At 63.6% G+C, this 24,386-nt stretch carries 19 protein-coding genes and 1 pseudogene; 11 read left to right on the top strand and 9 right to left on the bottom strand.

Annotation, left to right across the window (positions count from 1 at the left end; genetic code table 11):
- Positions 1 to 50: 50 nt before the first annotated feature.
- The 6 genes from bamA to lpxB are packed head-to-tail and all read left to right on the top strand — an operon-like array spanning position 51 to position 7,027.
- Positions 51 to 2,579: an outer membrane protein assembly factor BamA gene (gene bamA / locus BGO16_RS14675; RefSeq protein WP_292619585.1), complete on the top strand. Its 2,529-nt coding sequence runs from the start codon at positions 51 to 53 to the stop codon at positions 2,577 to 2,579.
- 32 nt (positions 2,580 to 2,611) lie between these two features.
- Positions 2,612 to 3,697, top strand: a complete 1,086-nt coding sequence (lpxD, locus tag BGO16_RS14670) for a UDP-3-O-(3-hydroxymyristoyl)glucosamine N-acyltransferase (RefSeq protein ID WP_292619601.1) — start codon at positions 2,612 to 2,614, stop codon at positions 3,695 to 3,697.
- A gap of 3 nt (positions 3,698 to 3,700) precedes the next feature.
- Positions 3,701 to 4,156 carry a 3-hydroxyacyl-ACP dehydratase FabZ gene (gene fabZ / locus BGO16_RS14665; RefSeq protein ID WP_292619584.1) on the top strand — a complete coding sequence of 152 codons (456 nt, stop codon included), beginning with the start codon at positions 3,701 to 3,703 and terminating at the stop codon, positions 4,154 to 4,156.
- A complete protein-coding gene (gene lpxA, locus BGO16_RS14660; RefSeq protein WP_292619583.1) occupies positions 4,156 to 4,962 on the top strand; it encodes an acyl-ACP--UDP-N-acetylglucosamine O-acyltransferase in 807 nt (268 codons plus the stop codon). The genes fabZ and lpxA overlap by 1 nt, the downstream gene beginning before the upstream one ends.
- A 33-nt stretch (positions 4,963 to 4,995) precedes the next feature.
- Positions 4,996 to 5,859, top strand: a complete 864-nt coding sequence (gene lpxI / locus BGO16_RS14655; RefSeq protein WP_292619581.1) for a UDP-2,3-diacylglucosamine diphosphatase LpxI — start codon at positions 4,996 to 4,998, stop codon at positions 5,857 to 5,859.
- On the top strand, positions 5,852 to 7,027 hold the full coding sequence (lpxB, locus tag BGO16_RS14650; RefSeq protein WP_292619579.1) for a lipid-A-disaccharide synthase: 1,176 nt from the start codon (positions 5,852 to 5,854) through the stop codon (positions 7,025 to 7,027). Before lpxI ends, lpxB begins: the two co-directional genes overlap by 8 nt.
- Positions 7,028 to 7,035: 8 nt before the next feature.
- Here the strand turns inward: lpxB and BGO16_RS14645 are convergent, their stop codons facing one another.
- The 3 genes from BGO16_RS14645 to gltX form a co-directional block, all read right to left on the bottom strand.
- Entirely contained in the window at positions 7,036 to 8,244 is a 1,209-nt protein-coding gene (locus BGO16_RS14645; protein ID WP_292619577.1) for an amidohydrolase family protein, read from the bottom strand.
- A 106-nt stretch (positions 8,245 to 8,350) separates the two neighbouring features.
- Positions 8,351 to 9,652 carry a citrate synthase gene (gene gltA / locus BGO16_RS14640; protein WP_292619575.1) on the bottom strand — a complete coding sequence of 434 codons (1,302 nt, stop codon included), beginning with the start codon at positions 9,650 to 9,652 and terminating at the stop codon, positions 8,351 to 8,353.
- Between the two features lie 146 nt (positions 9,653 to 9,798).
- Positions 9,799 to 11,223: a glutamate--tRNA ligase gene (gltX, locus tag BGO16_RS14635; protein WP_292619573.1), complete on the bottom strand. Its 1,425-nt coding sequence runs from the start codon at positions 11,221 to 11,223 to the stop codon at positions 9,799 to 9,801.
- Between the two features lie 161 nt (positions 11,224 to 11,384).
- On the opposite strand from gltX, the gene BGO16_RS14630 reads away from it, so the two are divergent.
- Positions 11,385 to 13,064, top strand: coding sequence for a glutamine--tRNA ligase/YqeY domain fusion protein (locus tag BGO16_RS14630; RefSeq protein WP_292619571.1), 1,680 nt, complete (start codon positions 11,385 to 11,387; stop codon positions 13,062 to 13,064).
- A 240-nt stretch (positions 13,065 to 13,304) separates the two neighbouring features.
- Positions 13,305 to 15,522: pseudogene (locus BGO16_RS14625) on the top strand (ComEC/Rec2 family competence protein).
- Between the two features lie 11 nt (positions 15,523 to 15,533).
- Here the strand turns inward: BGO16_RS14625 and lexA are convergent.
- Together lexA and glp are read right to left on the bottom strand one after the other, a co-directional pair.
- A complete protein-coding gene (lexA, locus tag BGO16_RS14620) occupies positions 15,534 to 16,241 on the bottom strand; it encodes a transcriptional repressor LexA (protein WP_292619570.1) in 708 nt (235 codons plus the stop codon).
- Between the two features lie 153 nt (positions 16,242 to 16,394).
- Positions 16,395 to 17,609 (bottom strand): gephyrin-like molybdotransferase Glp, encoded by a 1,215-nt coding sequence (gene glp / locus BGO16_RS14615; RefSeq protein ID WP_292619568.1) that lies wholly within the window; start codon positions 17,607 to 17,609, stop codon positions 16,395 to 16,397.
- Between the two features lie 504 nt (positions 17,610 to 18,113).
- Here glp and BGO16_RS14610 point away from each other — a divergent pair.
- Positions 18,114 to 18,509: an SPW repeat protein gene (locus BGO16_RS14610; protein WP_292619566.1), complete on the top strand. Its 396-nt coding sequence runs from the start codon at positions 18,114 to 18,116 to the stop codon at positions 18,507 to 18,509.
- On the opposite strand, the gene moaC is transcribed toward BGO16_RS14610, so the two are convergent.
- From moaC to BGO16_RS14590, 4 genes are read right to left on the bottom strand one after another with little or no spacing between them, the layout of a single operon-like run.
- Complete coding sequence (gene moaC / locus BGO16_RS14605) at positions 18,498 to 19,010, bottom strand: cyclic pyranopterin monophosphate synthase MoaC (RefSeq protein ID WP_292619564.1); 513 nt, start codon at positions 19,008 to 19,010, stop codon at positions 18,498 to 18,500. The two genes, BGO16_RS14610 and moaC, sit on opposite strands and share 12 nt — an antisense overlap.
- Positions 19,011 to 19,018: 8 nt before the next feature.
- Entirely contained in the window at positions 19,019 to 19,837 is an 819-nt protein-coding gene (gene trpC / locus BGO16_RS14600) for an indole-3-glycerol phosphate synthase TrpC (protein WP_292619562.1), read from the bottom strand.
- 9 nt (positions 19,838 to 19,846) lie between these two features.
- Positions 19,847 to 20,860: an anthranilate phosphoribosyltransferase gene (trpD, locus tag BGO16_RS14595; RefSeq protein WP_292619560.1), complete on the bottom strand. Its 1,014-nt coding sequence runs from the start codon at positions 20,858 to 20,860 to the stop codon at positions 19,847 to 19,849.
- Between the two features lie 38 nt (positions 20,861 to 20,898).
- A complete protein-coding gene (locus tag BGO16_RS14590; RefSeq protein WP_292619558.1) occupies positions 20,899 to 22,806 on the bottom strand; it encodes a peptidylprolyl isomerase in 1,908 nt (635 codons plus the stop codon).
- Between the two features lie 257 nt (positions 22,807 to 23,063).
- Between BGO16_RS14590 and tpiA the strand changes: the two genes are divergently transcribed.
- On the top strand, positions 23,064 to 23,816 hold the full coding sequence (tpiA, locus tag BGO16_RS14585; RefSeq protein ID WP_292619556.1) for a triose-phosphate isomerase: 753 nt from the start codon (positions 23,064 to 23,066) through the stop codon (positions 23,814 to 23,816).
- Between the two features lie 141 nt (positions 23,817 to 23,957).
- On the top strand, positions 23,958 to 24,335 hold the full coding sequence (secG, locus tag BGO16_RS14580) for a preprotein translocase subunit SecG (protein WP_292619554.1): 378 nt from the start codon (positions 23,958 to 23,960) through the stop codon (positions 24,333 to 24,335).
- Positions 24,336 to 24,386: the final 51 nt, after the last annotated feature.

Below are 24,386 nucleotides of genomic sequence, written 5' to 3'. Positions count from 1 at the left end.
GCACCTGAGGGGAACGGGTCGGTATCAGAATTGATAAGGGCGCATTGCGCATGAATGTTGGAATGCGAGTGTTACGGGGGACACTACTCGCCGCCCTGATGGTTGTGGCCGTACCGGTCGCTGCTGTCGTGGCTGTCCCGCTCGTGTCGTCGCCCGCGGCGGCCCAGACCCTGTCGTCGATTTCGGTCGAGGGGAACCGGCGGGTCGAACTGGAGACGATTCGTTCGTATTTCAAGCCGGACGCCAGCGGGCGTCTTGATCAGGCAAGTATCGACGATGGGTTGAAGGCACTGATCGAGACCGGCCTGTTCCAGGACGTCAGGATCAATCGCGTCGGGGGACGGCTGGTGGTTTCGGTCGTCGAAAATCCGGTCATCAACCGGATCGCTTTCGAGGGTAACAAGAAGGTCAAGGACGACCAGCTCACGGCGGAGATCCAGTCCAAGCCGCGCGGTACGTTTTCCCGGCCGATGGTCCAGTCCGACGTTCAGCGAATCGTCGAAATCTATCGCCACTCCGGCCGCTATGACGTGCGCGTCACTCCCGAGATCGTCGAGCAGCCGAACAATCGCGTCGATCTGATCTTTTCGATCAACGAGGGTGGCAAGACCGGCATCAAGTCGGTCGAATTCATCGGCAATCATGCTTTTTCGTCCTATCGCCTGAAGGACGTGATCAAGACGCATGAATCGAACTTTCTCAGCTTTCTCGCCGGCGGGGATGTTTATGATCCAGACCGCGTCGAGGCCGATCGCGACCTGCTGCGCCGCTTTTATCTGAAGCACGGCTTTGCCGATGCTCAGATCGTCGCGGCCGTGACGGAATACGATCCTGAGCGCCACGGATTCCTCGTGACTTTCAAGATCGACGAGGGCCAGCAGTACCGCGTCGGGTCGGTGGCGTTCGAATCGTCGATTCCGACGCTTGACGGAAATTCGCTGCGCAGCTTTTCGCGAGTCCATGTCGGGGCGCTCTATAACGCCGAAGCGCTCGAGAAGTCCGTCGAGGAGATGCAGGTTGAAGCGTCGCGACGCGGATATGCCTTCGCCGTGGTGCGCCCACGAGGCGACCGCAACTTCGACGCCCATACCGTCTCGATCGTATTCGCGATCGACGAGGGTCCTAGAACCTATATTGAGCGCATCAATATCCGGGGCAATACGCGCACGCGGGACTACGTGATCCGGCGCGAGTTCGATATCTCGGAAGGCGACGCCTACAACCGGTCACTGGTGGATCGCGCCGAGCGCCGCCTGAAGAATCTCGATTTCTTCAAGACGGTCAAGATTACGACCGAGCCTGGATCGTCCAGCGATCGCGTGATTCTCGATGTCAACGTCGAGGATAAGTCGACCGGCGACTTCTCGGTGTCCGGCGGCTATTCCACGACCCAGGGCGCACTTGCGGAGGTCAGCGTTTCCGAACGCAATCTGCTCGGCCGCGGTCTGTTTGCGAAGGCTTCGGTCCAGTATGGGCAGTGGGCGAGGGGATATTCGCTGTCGTTCGTCGAACCCTACCTGCTGGGCTATCGCGTCGCGCTCGGGCTTGATCTCTACCAGCGCGAGCAACTCGCGAACCAATACATGTCGTATAACATCAAAACGCTGGGATTCAGCCCGCGGCTTGGATTTGGCCTGCGGGAAGATTTGACCCTACAATTGCGTTATTCGATCTTCCAGCAGGAAATCGGGCTGCCGGATGCCTTGCGGAATTGTAATAACAACATCGGCGACCCGAACTACAACCCGTCGCCAGCCTTCATGAACGCCAACGGCACCTGGAATGGCTCGAGCCTCGGCTGTTACTCCGACGGCGAAGCCTCGCTGCCGATTCGCCAGGAACTGGAGCGCGGTCGCACGCTGACCTCGATGTTGGGCTACACGCTGACCTACAATACCCTCGACAACAACAAGAACCCGACCGAAGGTCTGCTGATCGACTTCAGGCAGGACTTTGCCGGTGTCGGCGGCGACGTCAAATATTTGAAGAGTGCGATCGATGCGAAGTACTACCAGCCGTTGGTCTCGGACATCGTCGGTTTGATCCATCTGCAGGGCGGTATTCTGAACAACGTCGGCTCTTACGCCGGGCAGAACGGAATTCGCATGCTGGATAATTTCCAGATGGGTCCCAATCTGGTTCGTGGCTTCGCGCCGAACGGCATCGGTCCACGTGATATCAACTATCTGAGCACGATGGATGCTTTGGGCGGCACCAAATACTGGGGAGCCTCGGTTGAGTTGCAGATGCCGTTCTGGTTCCTTCCGAAGGAAGTGGGCCTGAAAGGGGCGGTCTATGCGGATGCCGGCTCGCTCTGGGACTACAAGGGGCCGACCTCTTACGCGCTGACCAATGAATTCAACGCGCCGGGCTGTATCCCGAGCACGTCGAGCGGCAGTCCTGGCACCTGCGCTGGCCTGCAATACGACGACACCAACGTGATCCGGACTTCGGCCGGTGTCGGCCTGATCTGGCAATCGCCGTTTGGCCCGCTTCGCTTCGACTACGCCGTGCCGATCACAAAGGGCAAGTACGACCGTGTGCAGGAGTTCAGGTTTGGCGGCGGCACGACGTTCTGAACGTGATCACGGCGCGCACCGCGACGGCTGGAATGACGCAACCGGTATTCTTTAAGCCGCCGCCATCATCGACGCTGGCGGAGATCGCTGCGTCGACGGGGGCGCAGTTGATCGATGCGTCCCGTGGTAGCCAACGAATCACCGGCCTTGCGTCGCTTGACCAGGCCGGGCCAATGCATCTGACGTTTTTCGACAACCACAAATATGCCGCGCAACTGGCGGCAACGAAAGCGGGTGCCTGCCTCGTCAATTCCCGATTCGAGGCCGACGTCCCGGCCCACGTGGCTGTTCTGCGATCAACGGCGCCTTTTCGAGCGTTCGTGAAAATTGCGCGTGAATTTCACGCCGATACGCTGCGGCCAAAATCCTGGTTCGACAATGATACGATCGCTAGGTCAGCCGTCATTCATCCGTCCGCGCATCTTGAAGACGCGATCATCGTCGACCCGCTGGCTGTGATCGGCCCCGGAGCCGAAATCGGAACCGGTTCGGCGATCGGATCTGGTGCGGTGATCGGCCCTGGCGTTCGGATCGGCCGGAACTGCAATGTCGGCGCGGGCACGACCATTCAGGCTGCCCTTATCGGCAACAATGTGCTCATCCATCCCGGTTGTCATATCGGGCAGGACGGCTACGGCTTCATTTTCTTCGGCTCCGAGGGGCATGTCAAAGTTCCGCAGACCGGGCGTGTCGTGATCCAGAATGACGTCGAGATCGGCGCCGGCACGACGATCGACCGCGGCAGTTTGCGCGACACGGTTATCGGGGAAGGGACGAAAATCGACAATCAGGTCCAGATCGGCCACAACGTGATGATCGGCCGCCGCTGCCTGCTGGCGGCCCAGATCGGCCTGGCGGGCAGCCTGACCATCGGCGACAATGTGGCGCTAGGCGCCAAGGTCGGGATCAATAACCACCTCCACATCGGCGACGGTGCGCAGGTCACCGCGATGAGCGGAGTCAAGGACGATATTCCGCCGAATGGCCGCTGGGGCGGATATTTCGCGAAGCCGACCAGGCAGTGGTATCGCGAGATATTTGCGGTGGAACGGCTGGCGCGCGATGGGGCGCCCGGCGGCGGACCGGCAGCGCCCGGTCCGAAGGATCGAGGTGCATGAGGAATGGAGTCGCCGATCAAGTTCGAGGAGGTGGACATCGCCACTATCCTCAAAACCCTTCCTCATCGCTATCCGTTCCTGCTGATCGACCGGGTTATCAATATTCGCGCCGACTACAGCGGTATCGGCGTGAAGAACGTCACGATCAATGAGCCTGCGTTTCAGGGTCACTTCCCCGAACGGCCGGTCTATCCGGGTGTGCTGATGATCGAGGGAATGGCGCAGACGGCTGGTGTCATTGGCATCATGTCGGTCGAGGGCACTGAAAAGCCCCGCACGGTCTATTTCCTGACTATCGACAAGTGCAAGTTCCGCAAGCCCGTCATGCCGGGCGATATCGTCGAATATCACATGCGCAGCATCGGTCGGCGCAAAACGATGTGGTGGTTTCACGGCGATGCGAAGGTGAATGGCGTGACCGTCGCCGAGGCCGACGTCGGCGCGATGCTGACCGACTGATGAGCAAGATCGATCCTGCCGCGCGAATCGAGGATGGCGCCGTGATCGGGGAGGGAGCCGAGATCGGGCCCTTCTGCACGGTCGGTCCTCATGTCGTTCTCGGCCCGAACTGTCGTCTGATTTCGCACGTGTCCGTCACGGGGCGCACCACCATCGGAGCGAACTGCACGATATATCCGTTCGCCGCGCTAGGCGGTGCGCCACAGGATCTCGGCTATCGGAACGAGCCGACGCGCCTTGAGATCGGAGAGGGCTGCACGATCCGCGAAAGCGTAACGATGAGCGTCGGCACCCCCAAGGATGCCGGCGTGACTCGCGTCGGCGCGCGCGGGCTCTTCATGAGTTACAGCCATGTCGGCCACGACTGCCAGGTTGGCGACGACGTCATCTTCGCCAACTCGGCAACGCTGGGCGGCCACTGCAAGATCGGAGATTGTGTTTATATCGGCGGGCTCTCGGCGGTGCATCAGTTCGCGCGGATCGGCAGGCTAGCCATGATCGGCGGCCTCACCGGCATTCGCGGCGACGTCATCCCTTATGGCTTCGTCAACGGCCAGCATGGGCACCTTGAAGGCCTCAATGTCGTCGGCATGAAGCGCCGCAAGTTCACCCGCGAGCGCCTCGCCAGGGTCAGATCCTTCTATCAGGACCTGTTCTACGGACCGGGTCTGTTTGCAGACCGCCTCCAGCGCGTTCAATCCCAAGCGTCGGACGATCCCGCCATCGCGGAGATCCTGACCTTTATTGGCGAGGACAAGCATCGTCCTCTATGCTTGCCGCAGGATGCTGTAACCAGATCCGCATAGCGGAAGCCGCCGGGCGAGCCATAAGATCGAGCCATGACTGATCGCGTTCCGGATATCACCTCGCCGATCGGCTTGATTGCCGGCGGCGGGGCGCTGCCGTTCGCGGTTGCGGATTCACTTTTGACGCGCGGCATCGAACCGGTTTTCTTCGCGTTGAAGGGCGCGTGCGATCCCGAGAAGGTGTCGCGGTTCCGGCATCACTGGATCGCGGTCGGCCAGATCGGCAACGCCGAACGTCTGCTGCGCGCCGAAAACTGCCGCGATCTGGTTTTCATCGGAACGCTGGTCCGTCCTGCGCTGTCCGAGATACGCCTCGACTGGGGCACCGTCCGGGTGCTGGCTCACGTTCTGGCGGCGTTTCGCGGCGGCGACGATCATCTGCTGTCGGGGATCGGACGTATTCTCGAGCGCGATGGTTTTCGCATGGTCGGTATCAAGGATATCGCGCCGGATCTGCTGATGCCTGTGGGATGCCTCACCGGAAAAATGCCGGACCAGTCGGCGCAGGCCGACATTGCGAAAGGCCGGGAAGTGCTGCGTGCGTTGAGTCCCTTTGATGTCGGGCAGGCGGTCGTGGTGATCGATGGTCATGTGGTGGGCGTCGAAGGCATTGAGGGAACGGACGCATTGCTGGCTCGGATTGCCCAGCTTCGCGCGGAAGGCCGCATCCGTGCCAAAACCACGCGCGGCGTTCTGGTGAAGATGCCGAAGGCGGGGCAGGATCTGCGCTACGACCTGCCGACGCTGGGCCCGCGCACCATCGTGAACGCGGCGGCCGCCGGGCTTGCGGGCGTCGCCGTCGTCGCCGGCGACACGCTCGTGGCCGAACCGCAGGCGCTGGTCGACGCGGCCGATGCGTCTGGCTTATTCGTCGTCGGTTGCACGCGTGATGCCTGACCCGCTTGGCGCAAACGTTCCTCCAAAGATCTTCCTTATCGCGACGGAGGAGTCCGGCGACCGCCTCGGCTCCAGCCTGATGAAAGCGTTGCGGCAGCGGCTCGGCGACTCCGTGCGGTTCGAGGGCGTCGGCGGTCAGACGATGACGCGCGAGGGCCTGACGTCGCTGTTTCCGATTGAAGAACTCTCGATCATGGGGTTCGCCGCAGTGGTCAAAAAGCTTCCCATGATCCTGCGGCGGATTCGTGAGACCGCCGATGCCGTGATCGCGGCCACGCCCGACATGCTCGTCATCATCGACAGTCCGGACTTCACCCATCGCGTTGCGCGGAGGGTGCGCGCGCGCAACCCCGCTTTGCCGATCGTGGACTACGTTTCGCCGACGGTGTGGGCTTGGCGCCCCGGGCGGGCGAAGGCGATGCGAAGCTATGTGGATCACGTGCTGGCGCTGCTGCCGTTCGAGCCGGACGAATATCTTAGGCTCGGAGGCCCGCCCTGCACCTATGTGGGGCATCCGCTGATCGAGCAGGTCGGGCTACTGCGGCCGGACGCACAGGAACGCCGGCGGCGCGATGCGTCACCGCCGACGCTTCTGGTCTTGCCCGGAAGCCGTCGCAGTGAAATCCGCCATCACATGTCCGTCTTCGGCGAGACTCTCCGGATTTTGCAGCAGGGCATTCCCGAGATCGATGTGATTTTGCCGACGATGCCGCACCTCGTTGATGAGATAACAACGGCTGTCGCGGGCTGGTCGCTGCGGCCTCGGATCGTGGTCGGCGAGGATGACAAACGCGCCGCCTTCCGCATTGCTCGCGCCGCACTCGCCAAATCAGGCACGGTCACGCTGGAACTGGCGCTTGCCGGCGTTCCAATGATCGCCGCGTACAGGGCAGGCGCGGTCGAGGCCTGGATCGCGCAACGCGTGATCCGCGTTTCCTCTGTCATTCTTGCGAACCTCGTGATCGGTGAAAACGTCATCCCCGAGTTTCTTCAGAAGGATTGCGTGCCGGCTACGCTTGCCGCGGGGCTGCGTGAGGTATTGGATGACACACCGCTACGGCGTCGTCAGATCGAGGCTTTTGCCAGGCTCGACGCAATCATGGCGCCAGATAATCAACAGCCGAGTTCGCGAGCCGCTGACGTGGCGCTGGCGGTGTTAGGGCGGTAACGCTGTAATTACCTTTGCAACACGCCGTCACGCACGATGCACTTGCCGTGGCGGTAGACTGTGCGTGGTTTTGGCACCGCGACCACCGCTTCGGGAATGTGTGCGGCCTTCACCACCACGAAATTGGCGGGAGCGCCGATTTCAATGCCGTAATCTGTAATGCCAAGCGCTCCGGCGCCGTTGGCTGTCACGATATCGAACGCTGCTTCCAACTCGTCGTCAGTGAAAAACCCGGAACGGTACCCGATCATCATGGCGCGCCCGAGCATGTCGCCGTCGCCGTAGGGCCACCAGCTATCCCGGATGTTGTCGCTGCCGGAGAATACCGTAACGCCAGCCTCGCGCAGCACCAAAACCGGCGGGAAGGCGCGGGCGCCGGGTGCGTTGGTCATGATCGCGACGCCCGCTCCGGCGAGAATGTCGGCGACGCGCCGGACCGTGTCGGTGGGGACATCGCCGAGACCGTAGGCATGGCTGATCGCAACCTTGCCCTGCATGCCGAGCGCGCGGGTGCGTGCAGCGATCTCCTCGATCGAGAAAACACCCATCACGTCGGGTTCATGAAGATGAAAATCGACGGGTACGCCGCGCTTTTCGGCAATCCTGAAAACGACGTCGAGATGCCCCTTCACATCGCGATCGAACGCCGCCGGATCGAGGCCGCCGATCACGTCCGCGCCGTGATCGAACGCCGCGTCGAGCAGCTCCATCGTTCCCGGACAGGTCAGGATCCCGCTCTGCGGGAAGGCGACGAGCTGAATATTGATGAGATCGCGATATTGCTCGCGCACGGCGGCGATCGTATCCAGCGATTTCAGGCCGACGCTGGCATCGACCATGACATGGCTGCGCATCTCAGTGGAGCCATTTGTAATGCACAATTCGAGCTGGTTCCGTGCTCGCTGGTCCATCGGCGCAGCGACGGCCATGTTGCGGTGTTGAATTGCCACGCGCTCGCGCACGTCGAAACCGGCAGTGCAGGGCACATGCGGCTGCCAGACATCGCCGTAAAAACTGGTATCGAGATGAATGTGACCTTCCACGAAACCGGGCAGCACCAGCGCGTTTTCGAGATCAATCACGTGCGTTGCCGGCGTGGCCTCCGCGCCAGCTCCGATTGCCGTGATGCGGCCATTGAAAACGGCGATTGCGGACGGGGTGCCGTCGCCCAGCCGGAGGTTACGAAACAGGATGTCTGGCGTTGGTTCCCGGGACATCACTGGCTCCTTTAGTCGTGCAATAGCCTTATGCCCCACCAGCGCAGGGTCGGATTCGGCAATGGATCAGGCTCCGCCCTGTTTCGCTTATCTCGTTCGTCGCCCGCTACTTACGATCGCCGATGTCGACGTAATCGCGACGCGTGGCGCCGGTATAAAGCTGCCGCGGACGGCCGATTTTCTGCTGCGGATCCTCGATCATCTCGCTCCACTGACTGATCCATCCGACGGTTCGCGCAACGGCGAACAGCACGGTAAACATCGAGGTCGGGAAGCCCATCGCTTTCAGCGTTATGCCTGAATAAAAGTCGACGTTCGGATAGAGCTTGCGATCGATGAAATACTGATCGTTCAGGGCGATCTTCTCAAGCTCGATGGCGACCTTGAGCATCGGATCATCGCCGTGGCCGGTCTCGTTGAGCACCGCGTGACACATCTTCTGCATGATCTTTGCGCGCGGATCATAATTCTTGTAGACGCGATGGCCGAAGCCCATCAGGCGGACGTCGCTGTTCTTGTCCTTCACCCTGTTGATGAAGTCCGGAATCTTGTCCACCGTCCCGATCTCGGAAAGCATCGCCAGTGCCGCCTCGTTGGCGCCTCCGTGCGCCGGTCCCCACAGGCAGGCGATGCCGGCGGCGATGCACGCGAACGGGTTCGCGCCCGACGAACCGGCGATTCGCACCGTCGATGTCGAAGCATTCTGTTCGTGGTCGGCGTGCAGAATGAAAATCTTGTCGAGCGCGCCCGCCAGAACGGGATTGATTTTGTAGTCCTCGCAAGGCACCGCGAAGCACATGTAGAGGAAATTCTCGGCGAAGCTCAGCGAATTCTTCGGATACATGAACGGCTGGCCGATGTTGTATTTGTAGGCCATCGCAGCCAGCGTCGGGATCTTCGCGATCATGCGCATCGATGCGACCACGCGCTGCTGGGGATCGTTGATGTCCGTGGAGTCGTGATAGAAAGCGGCGAGCGCGCCGACCGCTGCGACCATGACCGCCATGGGGTGAGCGTCGCGGCGAAAGCTCTGGAAAAATCGCGTCATTTGCTCGTGGACCATCGTGTGGTGAATGACACGCTGGTCGAAGTCGCGCTTCTGCGAGAGGGTAGGCAGTTCGCCGTAGAGCAGCAGATAGCAGGTCTCGAGGAAATCGCCCTTCTCTGCGAGTTGCTCGATCGGATAACCGCGATATTCGAGAATGCCCGCGTCGCCGTCGATATAGGTGATCCTGGACTGGCAACTGGCAGTGGACGTGAAGGCGGGATCATAAGTGAACAGGCCGGCCTGAGCGTAGAGTTTGCCGATATCGACGACATCAGGTCCAACCGTGCCGCTCAAAACGGGAAACTCGTAGGTCTTGTCGTCGACCGTCAGCGTTGCGTTTTTTGTGCTTGTTGCGTTCATCGCGAAGCCCCCCGATGAGATCGTTGCGGGCCGCCCAGTTCTCTCGATGAGACAGAAGGACTAGTCGGCCATTCCAGAAGCGCCGCGAAAGGGGTATCGTATTGCAGTGTGCATCGCAAGATCGCGAAAAAAGCCGACGACCAGCGCTACGGCGAGCTTTGATCACCAAGCCGGGCCAGACACGTCTCTTTTCCAAGCACGGCCAGAACGTCGAATATGCCGGGCGATGTCGTTCGCCCCGTCAGGGCGATGCGCAGCGGTTGCGCAATGGCGCCGAGCTTCAGATTGTTTTGTTCCGCAAAGGCCCGCATCGCGGCTTCCGTGGTCTGCGCGCTCCACGAGCCGACCGATTCAAGTGCGGTGCGAATCCTGCCGATCAGCGCGCGCGTCTCCGGTGTCAGCAATGCGGCGGCCTTGGCGTCGAGAGTCAGCGGCTGATCGGCGAAGATAAATCCGGCGCTGTTGATCAGTTCGATCAGGGTTTTGGCGCGTTCCTTGAGTCCGGGCATCGCGCGCAGCAGTTGGTCGCGCGTGATGTCGTTGAGTTTTGATTTGATGTCCGATCCGTGGGGAGCGTAATCGAGCGCGTCCTCGAACAGGGATACGAGAACGCGGTCGTCGCAATTGCGGATATAATGACCGTTGAGATTTTCGAGTTTGACAAAATCGAAGCGCGCCGCGGATCGCCCGATCGCGGAGAGGTCGAATGCATCGATCATCTCCTGCGTGGAGAAAATCTCCTGATCGCCATGGCTCCAGCCGAGTCGCACCAGATAGTTGCGCAGCGCCGACGGCAGGTAGCCCATGGCGCGGTAGGCATCTACCCCCAGCGCGCCGTGGCGCTTTGAGAGCTTCGATCCGTCGGGGCCGTGGATGAGGGGAATGTGGGCCATCGTCGGGAGAGCCCATCCGAGCGTATCGTAGATCTGCTTCTGGCGGGCGGCGTTGATGAGGTGATCGTCGCCGCGGATGATGTGCGTCACGCCCATGTCGTGATCGTCGACCACGACCGCGAGCATGTAGGTCGGAGTGCTGTCCCCCCGCAGCAGCACGAGGTCGTCGAGGTTCTCGTTCTGCCAGACGATACGCCCCTGCACCTGGTCCTCGATCACGGTTTCGCCGGTCAGGGGCGCCTTGAGGCGGATGGTCGGCTTGACGTCCGGCGGAGCCTCCGACGGATCGCGGTCACGCCAGCGGCCGTCGTAAAGCCTGGCGCGACCCTCGGCGCGCGCCTTCTCCCGCATCCCGGCCAATTCCTCCGCCGTTGCGTAGCATCGGTAGGCCTTGCCTTCGGCAAGCAGTTGCTCGGCGATGGCGCGATGCCGCGCGGCGCGGGAAAACTGGTACACGACATCGTCGTCCCACGTGATTCCCAGCCATTTGAGCCCATCGAGGATCGCTTCGATCGCAGCCGTGGTGGAGCGCGCGCGATCGGTGTCTTCGATCCGCAGCAGCATCTTGCCGCCATGCTTGCGCGCGTAGAGCCAATTGAACAGCGCGGTCCGCGCGCCTCCGATGTGCAGAAAGCCGGTCGGCGATGGCGCGAAGCGGGTGACGACGGGTGCGGTCATTTTCACGGATCTGACGTGTTGGAGACAGTATCGGCGGGCCTTTATCACACCCGGGAATCGCATGAAAGGCTGCGAGCCGCGCCGTTCCTGCAAACTGCGGCATTCGGCCCTTGGCGGCGGTTCGTGGATTTGGCACATAAGCGCAGCTTGAAAGGCACACAATGACCGACGAATCGACCGTGGACGCGGGCCGGGATTTCATACGTGATATCGTGGCGGCCGACCTCGCGTCCGGAAAGCACAAGAGCATCGTCACCCGGTTTCCGCCGGAGCCGAACGGCTACCTGCATCTGGGGCACGCCAAATCGATCTGCCTGAATTTCGGCATTGCCGAGGAGTTCGGCGGTCGCTGCAACCTTCGCTTTGACGACACCAATCCGACCCGGGAAGAACAGGAATACATCGACGCGATCCAGCGTGATGTGCGCTGGCTGGGCTTCGACTGGGACGATGGCTTGCATTACGCCTCGGACTATTTCGAGCAGCTCTACGCCTGGGCGCAGCACCTCATTCGCGCGGGCAAGGCCTATGTCGACGACCAGTCGCAGGAGGAAATTCGCCTGGCGCGCGGCACGCTGACCGAGCCGGGCAAGAACAGTCCGTTCCGCGACAGGCCGGTTGATGAAAATCTCGATCTGTTCGCGCGGATGCGGGCGGGAGAGTTCCCCAACGGCACGCGGGTTCTGCGCGCCAGGATCGACATGGCAGCCGGTAACATCAACCTGCGCGATCCGGTGCTCTATCGTATCCTGCACGCCTCCCATCCGCGCACGGGAACGGCGTGGAATATCTATCCGAGCTACGATTTCGCGCACGGGCAATCGGACTCGATCGAGCACATCACGCATTCGATCTGTACGCTTGAGTTCGAGGATCACCGTCCGCTCTATGACTGGTTCCTCGACAACCTTCCGGTGCCCTCGCGGCCGCATCAGTACGAATTCGCCCGCCTCAACGTCACGCATACGCTTTTGTCCAAGCGCGTACTGACGGAACTTGTTCGCGGCGGTCACGTCTCCGGCTGGGATGATCCGCGCATGCCGACGCTTGCGGGCCTGCAACGGCGCGGCGTGCCGGCCGAGGCGCTGCGCGAGTTCATCAAGCGGATCGGCGTCGCCAAGGCCAACAGCACCGTCGACATCGGGATGTTCGAGTTCGCGGTCCGCGAGACGCTGAACAGGAGCGCGCCGCGCCGCATGGCGGTCTTGCGTCCCCTCAAGGTGGTGATCGAGAATTATCCGGAAGGCGACAGCGAGGAGCTCGAGGCGGTCAATCATCCCGACGATCCATCGCAGGGAACACGGCGGATCAAGTTCGGGCGCGAGCTTTATATCGAGCGGGATGATTTCATGGAAAATCCGCCGAAGAAGTTCTTCCGCCTGTCGCCGGGCAGCGAAGTGCGGCTGCGCTATGCTTATTTCATCACCTGCCGCGAGGTGATCAAGAACGCGGCGGGCGAAGTCGCCGAACTCCGCTGCACCTACGATCCCGCGACCAAGGGTGGCAACGCGCCCGACGGCCGCAAGGTGAAGGCCACCATGCATTGGGTAAGCGCGGCCGATGCGGTGCCGGCCGAGATCAGGCTCTACGGTCATCTGTTTGCGGCTGCACAGCCTGACGCCGCGAACTTCGCCTCCGAACTCAATCCGCAATCGCTGGAGACTCTTTCCGGCTGCATGGTCGAGCCGGCATTGGCCGGTGACAATGCGGAGGGCGCGGTGCAGTTCGAGCGGCAGGGCTATTTCTGTCGCGACCGGGACTCATCGCCCGGCCGTCTCGTGTTCAACCGGGCGGTCGGCCTGCGCGACACCTGGGCAAAGGTCGCCGCCGCAGGATCGTGAATTCGCCGGTATTCCGTATACGTTCCACTGGTCCTTGCGTGCTCTCTTCCGCTAGATCGTGATCAGGTTTGATTGAGTTGTCATGACTGGCTTTATGCCGGGCATCCACGTCTCGAAGTGTGAACCGTTTCAAAGACGTGGATGGCCGGGACAAGCCCGGCCATGACGCATTGAAACACTTCATCGTCAACTCATCCTATTCTAGCATTGCGGCGAGGGCGCGAGGAGGGTGGTGGCCGGATGCCGGAGCGGGGCAGGGCTCGGGATCGGACAGGCGGGTACGCGGGAACGTGGCCGCCGCGGAAGGCTGTCGCCGCCAGTCCTTCGCAGGTCTCTTCGGGCACCTTGCCGGCGCTTGCGGCCCGGCTGCGAGACTGGGTGCGCGCCGAAGCCGGACCGGGGCGGCTGTTGCCCTGGGTGCCGGTGGCGTTCGGCGCCGGCATCGCGATCTATTTTGCAGCCGATCATGAGCCGATAGCCTGGATCGTCGTCCCGACTGCCGGCTTCCTCTGTCTGGCCGCGCTGTTGCTGCGTCGGCATCGGCTGTTTCCTGTGGCCGTCATGATCGCGGCAATGGCTGCGGGTTTTGCCGTCGCCACGATGAATACGGCGCGGATGGCGCACGTCGTCCTGAAGCGGTCGATATATTCGCCGATGCTCAAGGGTTTCGTCGAAACCCGCGAGGTGCGCGAGCGCACCGACAGATTTGTTTTGCGTGTCGTGCGGATGGACGATTACCGGCGGCACGTCAAACTGGATCGCGTGCGGCTGTCGGTCAGGAAGGGCACCGCGCCGGCCGTCGGCAGCTTCGTGGAATTGAAAGCGCGGCTGCAGCCGCCGCTCACGCCTGTGCGGCCCGGGAGCTACGATTTCGCGCGCGACATGTATTTCCAGGGCATCGGCGCCTCCGGTTTCGTCATGGGTGCGATCAAGATCGTGGATCCTCCGGACGGCGGCGGGATTGCCTTGCGTTACGCCGCGCTGATGCAGGAGCTTCGCGACGCCATCGACGCCCGCATCCGCCTTGTCCTCGACGGCGATTCACGGGCGATCGCCACCGCGCTTCTGACCGGGCGGCGCGACGCCATCACGACGCCGGTCAACGATGCGATGTTCATTTCGGGGCTCGGCCATGTGCTCTCGATTTCCGGCTATCACATGGCCGTGGTCGCCGGCGTCGTGTTTTTCGCGGTGCGCGCGCTGCTGGCGTTGGTCCCGGCGCTGACGGCGACCTTCCCGATCAAGAAATGGTCGGCCGCCGCGGCGCTCGCGGCGGCGGCGTTTTATCTGCTGCTGTCGGGCGCCGAGGTCGCGACCCAGCGCTCGTTCTTTATGACGGCCGTGGTGCTGATCGCAGTCATGGTCGATCGGCGCGCCATCACGTTTCGCACGCTGGCGGTCGCGGCGATGATCGTGCTTGCGATTGCGCCGCAGGCGCTGGTGCATCCGAGCTTTCAGATGTCGTTCGCGGCAACGCTCGGGCTGGTGGCGCTGGTCCAGGTCGGGATGCCGAAACTGTTCGCGACGCCCGATCACTCGCCGACCGCGCGGGCCGCGCTATGGGGCGGCCGGGAAATCGTCACGCTGGCGCTGGCCTCGTTCGTCGCCGGACTTGCGACCACGCCGTATGCCGCGTTTCATTTTCATCGCGTGACGCCTTATGGCGTGGTCGCGAACCTGCTCGCGATGCCCGTGGTCTCGGCGCTGGTGATGCCGGCGGGGCTTCTCGGCCTTGCGGCCATGCCGTTTGGTTTTGACGGCGTGTTCTGGCGGTTGATGGATTTCGGCATCGAATGGATGATCGCCGTGGCTCAATGGGTCGCGGCGCTTCCCGGCGCCATCGGCCGCATGGCGGCGTTCGGCACGGGCCCGCTGATCGCGGCGACCGCGGGCATCATTCTGCTCGGGCTGCTCAGGACGCCGCTGCGCTGGAGCGGCGCGGCCATTATCGGACTGGCGACCGCATGGTCGCTTGCCGTGGCACAGCCGGATATCCTGGTCTCTGCCGACGGTCGCAATGTCGCCGTTCGGGGCGGGGACGGCCGACAAGCGCGGACCCGCCGATCCTTCGCTCGCGGAGGGTGTTTCCTGCGACGAGGCAGGCTGCGTGGTCAAGGCGAGCGACGGCGGAATTGTCGCGCTGGCGCGGCGGCCGGATGCGATGGAGGACGACTGCCGGCGGGCTGAAATGATGGTGACGGCATGGCAGGCTCCGGAGGGTTGTCTTGCGCAGGTCGTCGATCAGGAGCGGCTGCGCCGGGAAGGTGCCTTGGCGCTGCGGCGTGCCCCGGGCAGCACAAAACACTTTGTCGTCGATGCGGTCAGGCCCGAGCGTGTCGACCGGCCATGGTCGCCAGCCCCCGCCGATGAAAAGCCAACGTCGATCGGCGATCGACCGGAGCCCGCGCGTCCGATCGATGCCACGCCCGCTGCCGACGATCTCCAGCCGGACGATTGATCAGGATGCGATCAGTACTTGCGGTAGATGCCGATCAGCTTGCCCTGGATCTGCACGCGGTTCGGCGGAAGGATACGGACCTCGTAAGCCGTGTTCGCGGGCTCAAGCGCGATCGAGGCCCCGCGGCGGCGGAAGCGCTTCAGCGTCGCTTCCTCTTCGTCGATCAGCGCAACGACGATGTCACCGGTTTCCGCCGTCTCGTTGCGCCGGATCAGAGCCAGGTCGCCGTCGAGGATTCCGGCCTCGACCATCGAGTCGCCGCGTACCTCAAGCGCATAGTGCTCGCCGTTGCCGAGCATGTCCGGCGGAACGCTGACGGTATGGCTGCAGGTCTGCAACGCCTCGATCGGCGTGCCGGCCGCGATGCGTCCCATCACCGGAATGGCGACCGGGCGCTCTGCGGCATCATCGACGCTGCTACCGCCGCTGGGCCGCCGGACCTTGCCGAGATTACCTTCAATGACGCTCGGCGTAAAACCGCGCCGGCCGCCGCCGCTGCCGGCAAGCTCCGGCAGCTTGATGACCTCGATGGCGCGCGCACGATTGGGCAGACGGCGGATGAAGCCGCGCTCCTCCAGCGCCGTAATCAGGCGATGGATGCCCGACTTGGAGCGCAGATCGAGTGCATCCTTCATTTCATCGAACGAGGGCGGAACGCCGGATTCCTTCAGCCGTTCGTTGATGAATCGCAGGAGTTCGTACTGTTTGCGCGTGAGCATGCCGACTTTAGTCCCCGATTGATGGCGCCCGCCGTCCGATTCCGATAACGATGGCTCGCAATGTCATGAGTTCTCGAAACAAATCATGAACGAACACTATATGTTCGATATGTGTTCCGCAAGTGTTTAATTTAGCGTCAACGGAGCGAGGTTTTACGACAACGCGAGTTTGATGATGTCGCACGGCTCACCCTTGCGGGCGGCGGGTGCGAACGGCGCGCGGACCACGAGCGCTTCCGCCGCGGCGAGATTGCCCAGCAGCGAACTGTCCTGGTGGCCGACCGGCGTCGCGGTCGGCAGCCCCTCGGCCGAGTACGCCAGGCGCGCGCGCAGGTAATCCTGCCGTGCCTGATTGGAGGCAAGGTCCTTGCCGAGCAAAGCGCGTTCAACGCGATGGCCAACGTCCTCGCGCCCGGACAGTGCGCGGATCAACGGCACCATGAACAGGAACGCGCAGATATAGGACGAGACGGGATTGCCGGGCAGGCCGATCACGCGCATCGGGCCGAGCCGCCCGTGCATCATAGGCTTGCCGGGCCGCAGCGCGATCCGCCAGAACGCGATCTCCACGCCTTCGGCGTCGAGCGCACGCTTGACGAAGTCATGGTCGCCGACCGACGCGCCGCCGGTGGTGACGAGAATGTCGGCGCCGCTGTCGCGGGCGCGGCGGATGGCGGTCCTCGTTGCGTCCAAGGTGTCGGCGACGACGCCGAGGTCGAGCGCCTCGGCGCCTTCGCTGCGGGCGAGCGCGCGAAGCGCGTAGCCGTTGGACAGGATGATCTGTCCGGGGCCCGGCGTTGTGCCCGGCAGGACCAGTTCGTCGCCGGTGGCGAGCACGGCGACCTTCGGACGGCGATGCACCGGCAGGTCCGGGTAGTTCATGCCTGCGGCCAAGGAGAGATGGCGGTCGGTGAGATAGCTATGGGCGCGCAGCAGCACGTCGCCCTCGCGAAAATCGACGCCGGCGGCGCGGATGTTCTTTCCGGCGGCGGTGGCTTCCTTGAGGATGACATGCTCGCCGTCGCGTTCGGTGTCTTCCTGGATCACGACGGTATCGGCGCTGTCCGGCACCACGCCGCCGGTGAAAATCCTCAAAGCCTCGCCGGCCTGCAGCGCCCGCGCGAGAGGCCGTCCCGCGGCGATCTCGCCGATCACATGCAGCCGCGCCGGAATCGTCGCGATATCGGCGGCGCGCACCGCATAGCCGTCCATCGCCGACATCGCGACCGGTGGCTGGGTGCGGCGCGAGGGAAGGTCGCGTGCCAGCACCCGGCGATGGGCGTCGTCAAGACCGACCATTTCTTCCGGCAGCGCTTCGACTCCGGCAAGAACAGCCGCTAAGGCGTCGGCAACCGCCATCAAGGGCATGACCATTTTCTCCCAGGGTCCCACCGGTCCGATTTCCGGGATCGGCGGGAGGCTGTGCGAACGTTGCAATCAAAGAACTGCTGGCAAACATAGATTGCCAGATGGGTTTTTTAGATTTGGCGTCCGCCTTGCGAGGCTGCCGCCGGTCGGCTGGATCGTCGAAGAAACGAGCACGCTTCGCCGGCGTAGGACCTCATCTACAGAACTTGCGATCCGCAGACAACGTCCGCCGAACATTGCGACGGGCCGTTCAAACGGGTTCGCCCTGCTGAGGGCCGCCTCACCGGCAAGGGCTCAACTGTCTGATGAACTCCCGAACCCGAATCCTATCGAGATCATCGGGTTGGCGACATTTTCTGATTCGAGATCAAAACGCCCATGAAGGGTAGACAAACCTTAATGAGGGAACGACGGAACCGTCCGAGGCCGGGTCGGTTGTCCGAAAATCGGGAGGGATGATTCGGGCGAGGGCAATGGTTGGAGCGCGCAGACAAGGAGGCATCCATGAAGTGGAAAAAATGGCGACGGGAATCGATCCTCGACGTCTACAATCTCGTGCTGGCCCTGGGCCTGTTTGCGACTCCCTGGTTTCTCGCGCGGGCCACAGCGACGACAGACCTCGATATCTGGGCCAGCGCCGCGGCGATCGGCGTGATCTCGGTGGCGGCGCTGCTGGCGTTCGCCCGGTGGAAGGAATGGGCCAACCTGCTGCTCGGTCTCTGGCTGATCGTCTCGCCCTGGGTTCTGGGCTTCGCCCATACCCGCGCCATGCACTTCAGCATCGGCATCGGCGTCGTGGTCGCGTTCCTGGCGGCGCTGGAAATCTGGCTGGTCTATGACAAGGAGGACGAGGCTCGCCGCCTTGCGCAGGCCGAGCATGACCGGCCGCTATTTCACTGACGGAGCCTCCGTCACGAGGTAGTGGCCGGACTTGCCGCCCTTCTTCTCGACGAGGTGAATGCCTTCGATCCGCACCCCGCGTTCGACGGCCTTGATCATGTCGTAGATGGTGAGACAGGCGACGGAGACGGCGGTCAAGGCTTCCATCTCCACGCCGGTCGGGCCGGAGACCTTGACGCTGGCCCGCACCCGGCAGCCCGGAATTTTTTTGTCGGTCTCAATGTCGAGCGTGACCTTCGACAGCGCCAGCGGATGACACAGCGGGATCAGGTCCGAGGTTCGCTTGGCCGCCATGATGCCGGCGATGCGGGCGGTGCCGAGCACGTCGCCTTTCTTGGCGTTGCCGCTTTCGATCAGCGCCAGCGTGGCTTTCGTCATGACCACCACGCCTTCGGCGACGGCGACGCGTTCGGTCGCGGGCTTGGCCGAGACGTCGACCATCCGCGCTTCGCCTTTGGCGTCGATGTGGGTGAGGGCGGGTTCGTCTTTCTTGCTGGCCATATCGTCCTTTACCCTTCCTTTAAGGAACCCGCGCGCTCCCGCGCCAGCAGCGTTCGCGTCGCGGCGGTGACGTCGGCCTGCCGCATCAGGCTTTCGCCGACGAGGAAAGTGGAGATGCCGACCCGCTCGAGCCGCGCGAGGTCGGCTTGTGCGAAGATGCCGCTTTCGCCGACCAGCAGGCGGTCTTTCGGCACGAGCGGCGCCAGCGCTTCGCTGGTCGCGAGCGTTGTCTCGAACGTGCGCAGGTTGCGGTTGTTGATGCCGATCATCGGCGAACGGAGTTTCAGCGCGCGATCGAGTTCGGCGCGGTCGTGAACCTCGAGCAGCACGTCCATGCCAAGATCGAGCGCCGCCGCCTCGATGTCTGTCGCCGTCGCATCGTCGAGCGCGGCCATGATGATCAGGATGCAGTCGGCTCCGTGCGCGCGGGCCTCCGCCACCTGATAGGTGTCGAACATGAAATCCTTGCGCAGCACCGGCAGCGACGTCGCGGCGCGGGCGGCCGTCATGAAATCGAGCCGGCCCTGAAAGGAGGGCGTATCTGTCAGGACGGACAGACAGGCCGCGCCGCCGGCCTCGTAGGCGCGCGCCAGCGCCGGCGGATCGAAGTCGGCGCGGATCAGCCCTTTCGAAGGCGAGGCCTTCTTGATCTCGGCGATCAGGGCATGGTCACCGCGGGCGTGTTTTGCGCGGATGGCCTGCACGAAGCCGCGCGGCGGCGACGCTGCTTTGGCGGCTGCCATGACCTCGGAGGGCGGGTGCGCGCGCTTGGCGGCGGCGATTTCCTCGCGCTTGTAGGCTTCGATCTTGGTCAGGATGTCAGCCATGCCACGTCGTCAACCGTTGGATACCGCGATCAGCCGCTTCAGTTTGTTCATCGCCGCGCCGCTGTCGAGGGATTTCGCGCCGAGCGCGACGCCGTCCTTCAGGTCCTTCGCCTTGCCTGCGACGATCAGGGCCGCGGCCGCGTTGAGCAGCGCGACGTCGCGAAAAGCGCCAGGCTTGCCTTCAAGCACGCCGCGCAAGGATGCTGCGTTCGCCTCGGCGTCACCGCCCTTCAGCGCATCGCCCCCGGCGCGCGGCAAACCCGCGTCATCCGGCGTAACCTCGAAGGTGCGGATGTTGCCGTTCTCGAGCGCGGCCACGAATGTCGGGCCGGTGAGGGTGATCTCGTCGAGCCCGTCGGAGCCGTGAACCACCCACACCGAATCTGAGCCGAGGTTCTTGAGCACCTGCGCCAGCGGTTCCACCCATTTCCGCGAGAACACGCCGACCATCTGCCGCCTGACGCCGGCCGGATTGGACAGCGGACCGAGCAGATTGAAAATGGTGCGGGTCGCGAGTTCGACGCGGGTCGGGCCGACGTTCTTCATCGCCGGATGATGCGCCGGCGCGAACATGAAGCCGATGCCGGCTTCGTTGACGCAGCGGCCGACCTGTTCGGGCGCGAGGTCGATCTTGATGCCGAGCGCAGCGAGGCAATCGGCTGCGCCGGATTTCGAGGACAGCGCGCGGTTGCCGTGCTTGGCGACGGGAACGCCCGCGCCGGCGACGATGAACGAGGCGCAGGTCGAGACGTTCACCGAGCCCGAGCCGTCTCCGCCGGTGCCGACGACATCGACGGCATCGGCAGGAGCCGTGACCCGCAGCATCTTGGCGCGCATCGCCGAGACCGCGCCGGTGATCTCGTCGACGGTTTCGCCGCGCACGCGCAGCGCCATCAGAAGCCCGCCCATCTGCGAGGGCGTGGCCTCGCCCGACATCATGCTGTCGAATGCCGACGCCGCTTCCTCGCGCGTCAGCGCCGCGCCGGTTGCGACTTTTCCGATCAGGGCCTTGAGATCGTCCATCGGATACTTTCGGAAAATATGGGACGCCGTGGGTCCCGTCAGTTCGAATTGGCGCCGGTGATCTGCGCCACCGCCGCCTGATTGATCGTGGTGCCGATCTCGGTTTCGAGCCTGACGATGTACTGGCCGACGTCCTCATCGGCCAGGGCGCGCTGCAGGCCGTCCTTCAGTTTCTTCATCTCATCGGAGGCAAGATCGAGCGGGGGCACCTTCACGTCGGTGACACGGAAAACGACCCAGTCGTCGGGCCCCGCGCCCGGCGCCTGTCCGGCTCCGTCCCTGGCCGTGCGGAATACGGCGGCGATCACGGCGCCGGGCAGGCCGGCCGCGGTGCCGTCGCGCTTGATGCCGCTCGCGCTCTCGACCTTGAGACCGAGGCGGGCTGCCTCGTCGGCGAGCTTGCCGCCCTGGTCCAGCGTGCGGACCATGTCCGTCGCCTTGGTCATCAGCCGGCTGCCGATCTGTTCGTTGCGCCATCCGGCCTCGACCTTGTCCTTGACCTCGTCGAGGGTGCGCTCGCGCGAGGGCGTAACGCCGAGCACGTCGAACCAGACGTAGCCGTTATTGCCGATCTGCAGCGTCTCGTTGTCGACGCCGACATCGCTGGCGAACGCCTGCGCGATCAGTTCGACGCCCGGCGGCAGCCCCGCGACTGGCTTGCCGTCCGGCGCGCGTCCGGAACGGTCGACGGCATCGATGGTGACCGCGGTGAGGCCGAGCTTCTTGGCGGCCTCGACAACGCTCGCGCCGCCGCCGCGCTCGTCCTCCATCTTGTTGTGGAGGTCGTTGACCTCGGCGCGCGCGCGATCCACCGCGATATCGTGTTTCAGTTTCGCGGCGACGCTGTCGTAGGTCGGCTGGTTGCCGGGTTCGATCTTGCCCACCTTGACGAGCGCGACGCCAAATTTGCCCTGGATCGGCTGGCTGACCTCGTCGGTCTTGAGCGAGAAGGCGGCCTCGGCGGTTGCCGGGTCGATGATCTCCGACCTGGTGACCGTGCCAAGATCGACGTCGGAGGCGGCGAGACCGCGCTCCTTGGCGATGTCGTCGAAGGATGCGCCGGCCTGGATCTTGCTCCGCGCCGCCTGCGCCTCGGTGACGTTCGGGAATACCATCTGCCAGAGCTGCCGCTTTTCGGGCGTGGACAGCTTGTCCTTCTGCTCCTCATAGGCCTTTTTGGCGTCCTCGTCGGACACCGTTATCGATTTCGCGATCGACTCCGGCGTCATCACGACGAAAGCGATCTTGCGGAATTCAGGCGCGCGGAACTGCACCTTGTGGGCGTCGAAATAACTCGCAAGCTGATCCGGCGTCGGCGGATCGATGTTTCCGGCCTGCGCGGCGCCGAGCTTGACGTAATCGATCGTGCGCTGCTCGTTCTGGAAACGGTTCAGCATATCGAGAAGCGTCTTCGAGGGCTCGACGCCGGCCGCCACCGTGCCGGCGATCTGGCGGCGCAGTTCCGTCTGCCGCTGCTCGGTGACGTAGCGTTGTTCGGTGTATCCCATCTGGCGGATCAGGCCGGCGAAGCGGGCCGGGTCGAATGCATTGTTGGCGCCCTTGAAATTGGGATCGCTCATGATCCGGCGCTTGATCTCCTCATCCGACGCGTTGAGTCCCTTGCGCCGCGCGTCCTCGTCGAGCGCGGCTTCCGCAATCACCTGCTGCAGCACCTGACGGTCGAGGCCGAGCGCTCTGACCTGGTCGGGGGACAGCGAACGCCCGAACTGGCGCCCGATCTGCTGCAGCCGGTCATTATAAATCTCGCGGAACTGCTCGGTCGAAATCTGGGTGCCGCCGACCGTGGCCAGGTTCGACTGGCCGAAACCGTGAAAGATGTCCGCGATGCCCCAGATGCCGAAAGCCACGATCAGCAGGCCCATCACGATGGTCATGAGGGTCTTGCCGAGCCAGTTTGATGAGGCGTTGCGTATTCCTCGAAGCATGAGTCCGTCTTTTGCAGGAGGGAAGCGGTTCGCACCTCGGCGGAAAAAGCCGCGCGGGGCGTCACCAAGTTGATAACGCATCATAAAGTGGCAATCCAGCGCTCGCAACCTCGGCGGGACGAACCGTCGCGCGTTGCGGCGGATAGCGGAGACTGGTCCCGGTGGATAACCTCTGCTAGCAAGACCTTTCGAACCTTCGACGCGGGGGACCATGCGTGCCGAGGGGACGAACCGTCGAAATCACCCATGAGAGATCCATGACCGGGCTGCGACCGCTGATTGCTGGAAACTGGAAGATGAACGGCCTCAAGGCTTCGGCCGGCGAACTCGGCCAGATGATCGCAGGCGCGGACGGGCCTGCGCAAAAGGCCGATCTGCTGATCTGTCCGCCGGCGACGCTGGTGCTGGCCTTTGCCGGGGCGGTCCAGGGATCGCCGCTGCGGATCGGCGGACAGGATTGCCACCCCAAGCCTTCCGGAGCCCACACGGGCGATATTTCAGCCGAGATGCTGGCCGATGCGGGCGCGACAGCCGTCATCGTCGGCCATTCCGAGCGCCGCGCCGATCATGGCGAGACCGATGCGCTGGTGCGGCAAAAAGCGGAGGCCGCATGGCGGGCGGCGTTGATCGCCATCGTCTGCGTCGGCGAAACCCAGGACCAGCGCGATGCCGGCCAGACGCTCGACGTGGTCGGACGGCAGCTTGCCGGCTCGCTGCCGGATGGCACGACCGCCGCCAATCTTGTCGTCGCCTACGAGCCGGTCTGGGCCATCGGCACTGGCCGCACGCCGACGCCGCAGGATGTGCAGGAGGTGCATGGATTTATCCGTGACCAGCTCAACCAGCGCTTCAGCGGAGAGGGGGCCAGGATCCGTATTCTCTATGGCGGCTCGGTGAAGCCGTCGAATGCCGCGGAGTTATTGGCTGTGCCGAATGTGAACGGGGCGCTGATCGGCGGCGCCAGCCTCAAGGCCGCCGATTTCCTGGGGATAGCCCAAGCCGTTGCCTGACCGGTTCAACTCGCGGCGGCGGGCAGGATTGCGGGGGGTGGCAATCCCGCCGGCGATCGTGTAGACAGCGGCCAACTTCAACCCCCACAGGCGTGCCCGACCGGCCTACCCGGTTCGATCGCCTGTGACGGACGGTGTTCGATGCAGACCGTAGTTATCGTTCTCCACCTGATGATCGTTTCGGCGCTGACAGTCGTCGTGCTGCTGCAGAAGTCTGAAGGCGGTGGCCTCGGCATGGGCGGCGGCGCGGGCTTCATGTCGAGCCGCGGCACCGCGAACCTGTTGACGCGCACGACCGCCTTCCTCGCGGCCGGCTTCTTCGTGACCAGCCTGTTCCTGTCCTGGCTTGCAGGCTACGAGCACAAACCGGGTTCGATTTTGGATACGGCGCCGGTGTCACAGTCGCAGCCGGCACCGGTTGCTCCGCCTGCGAGCGGCGGCCTTCTCGATTCGCTGAAACAATCCGAGCAACCGGCCGCGCCGGCGCCCGCGGGCCCGCAGGCGCCTCGCTCGCAATAAGCAGGGCGCCATGCAGGAGCGGGGTTGCCGTCCTGCGTCAGCAGACTCACT

It is taken from the genome of Nitrobacter sp. 62-23 (assembly GCF_001897285.1).
GTDB lineage: Bacteria > Pseudomonadota > Alphaproteobacteria > Rhizobiales > Xanthobacteraceae > Nitrobacter.
Note: the sequence above shows the minus strand (reverse complement) of the source record. Positions and strands in the feature narration are given on the sequence as shown.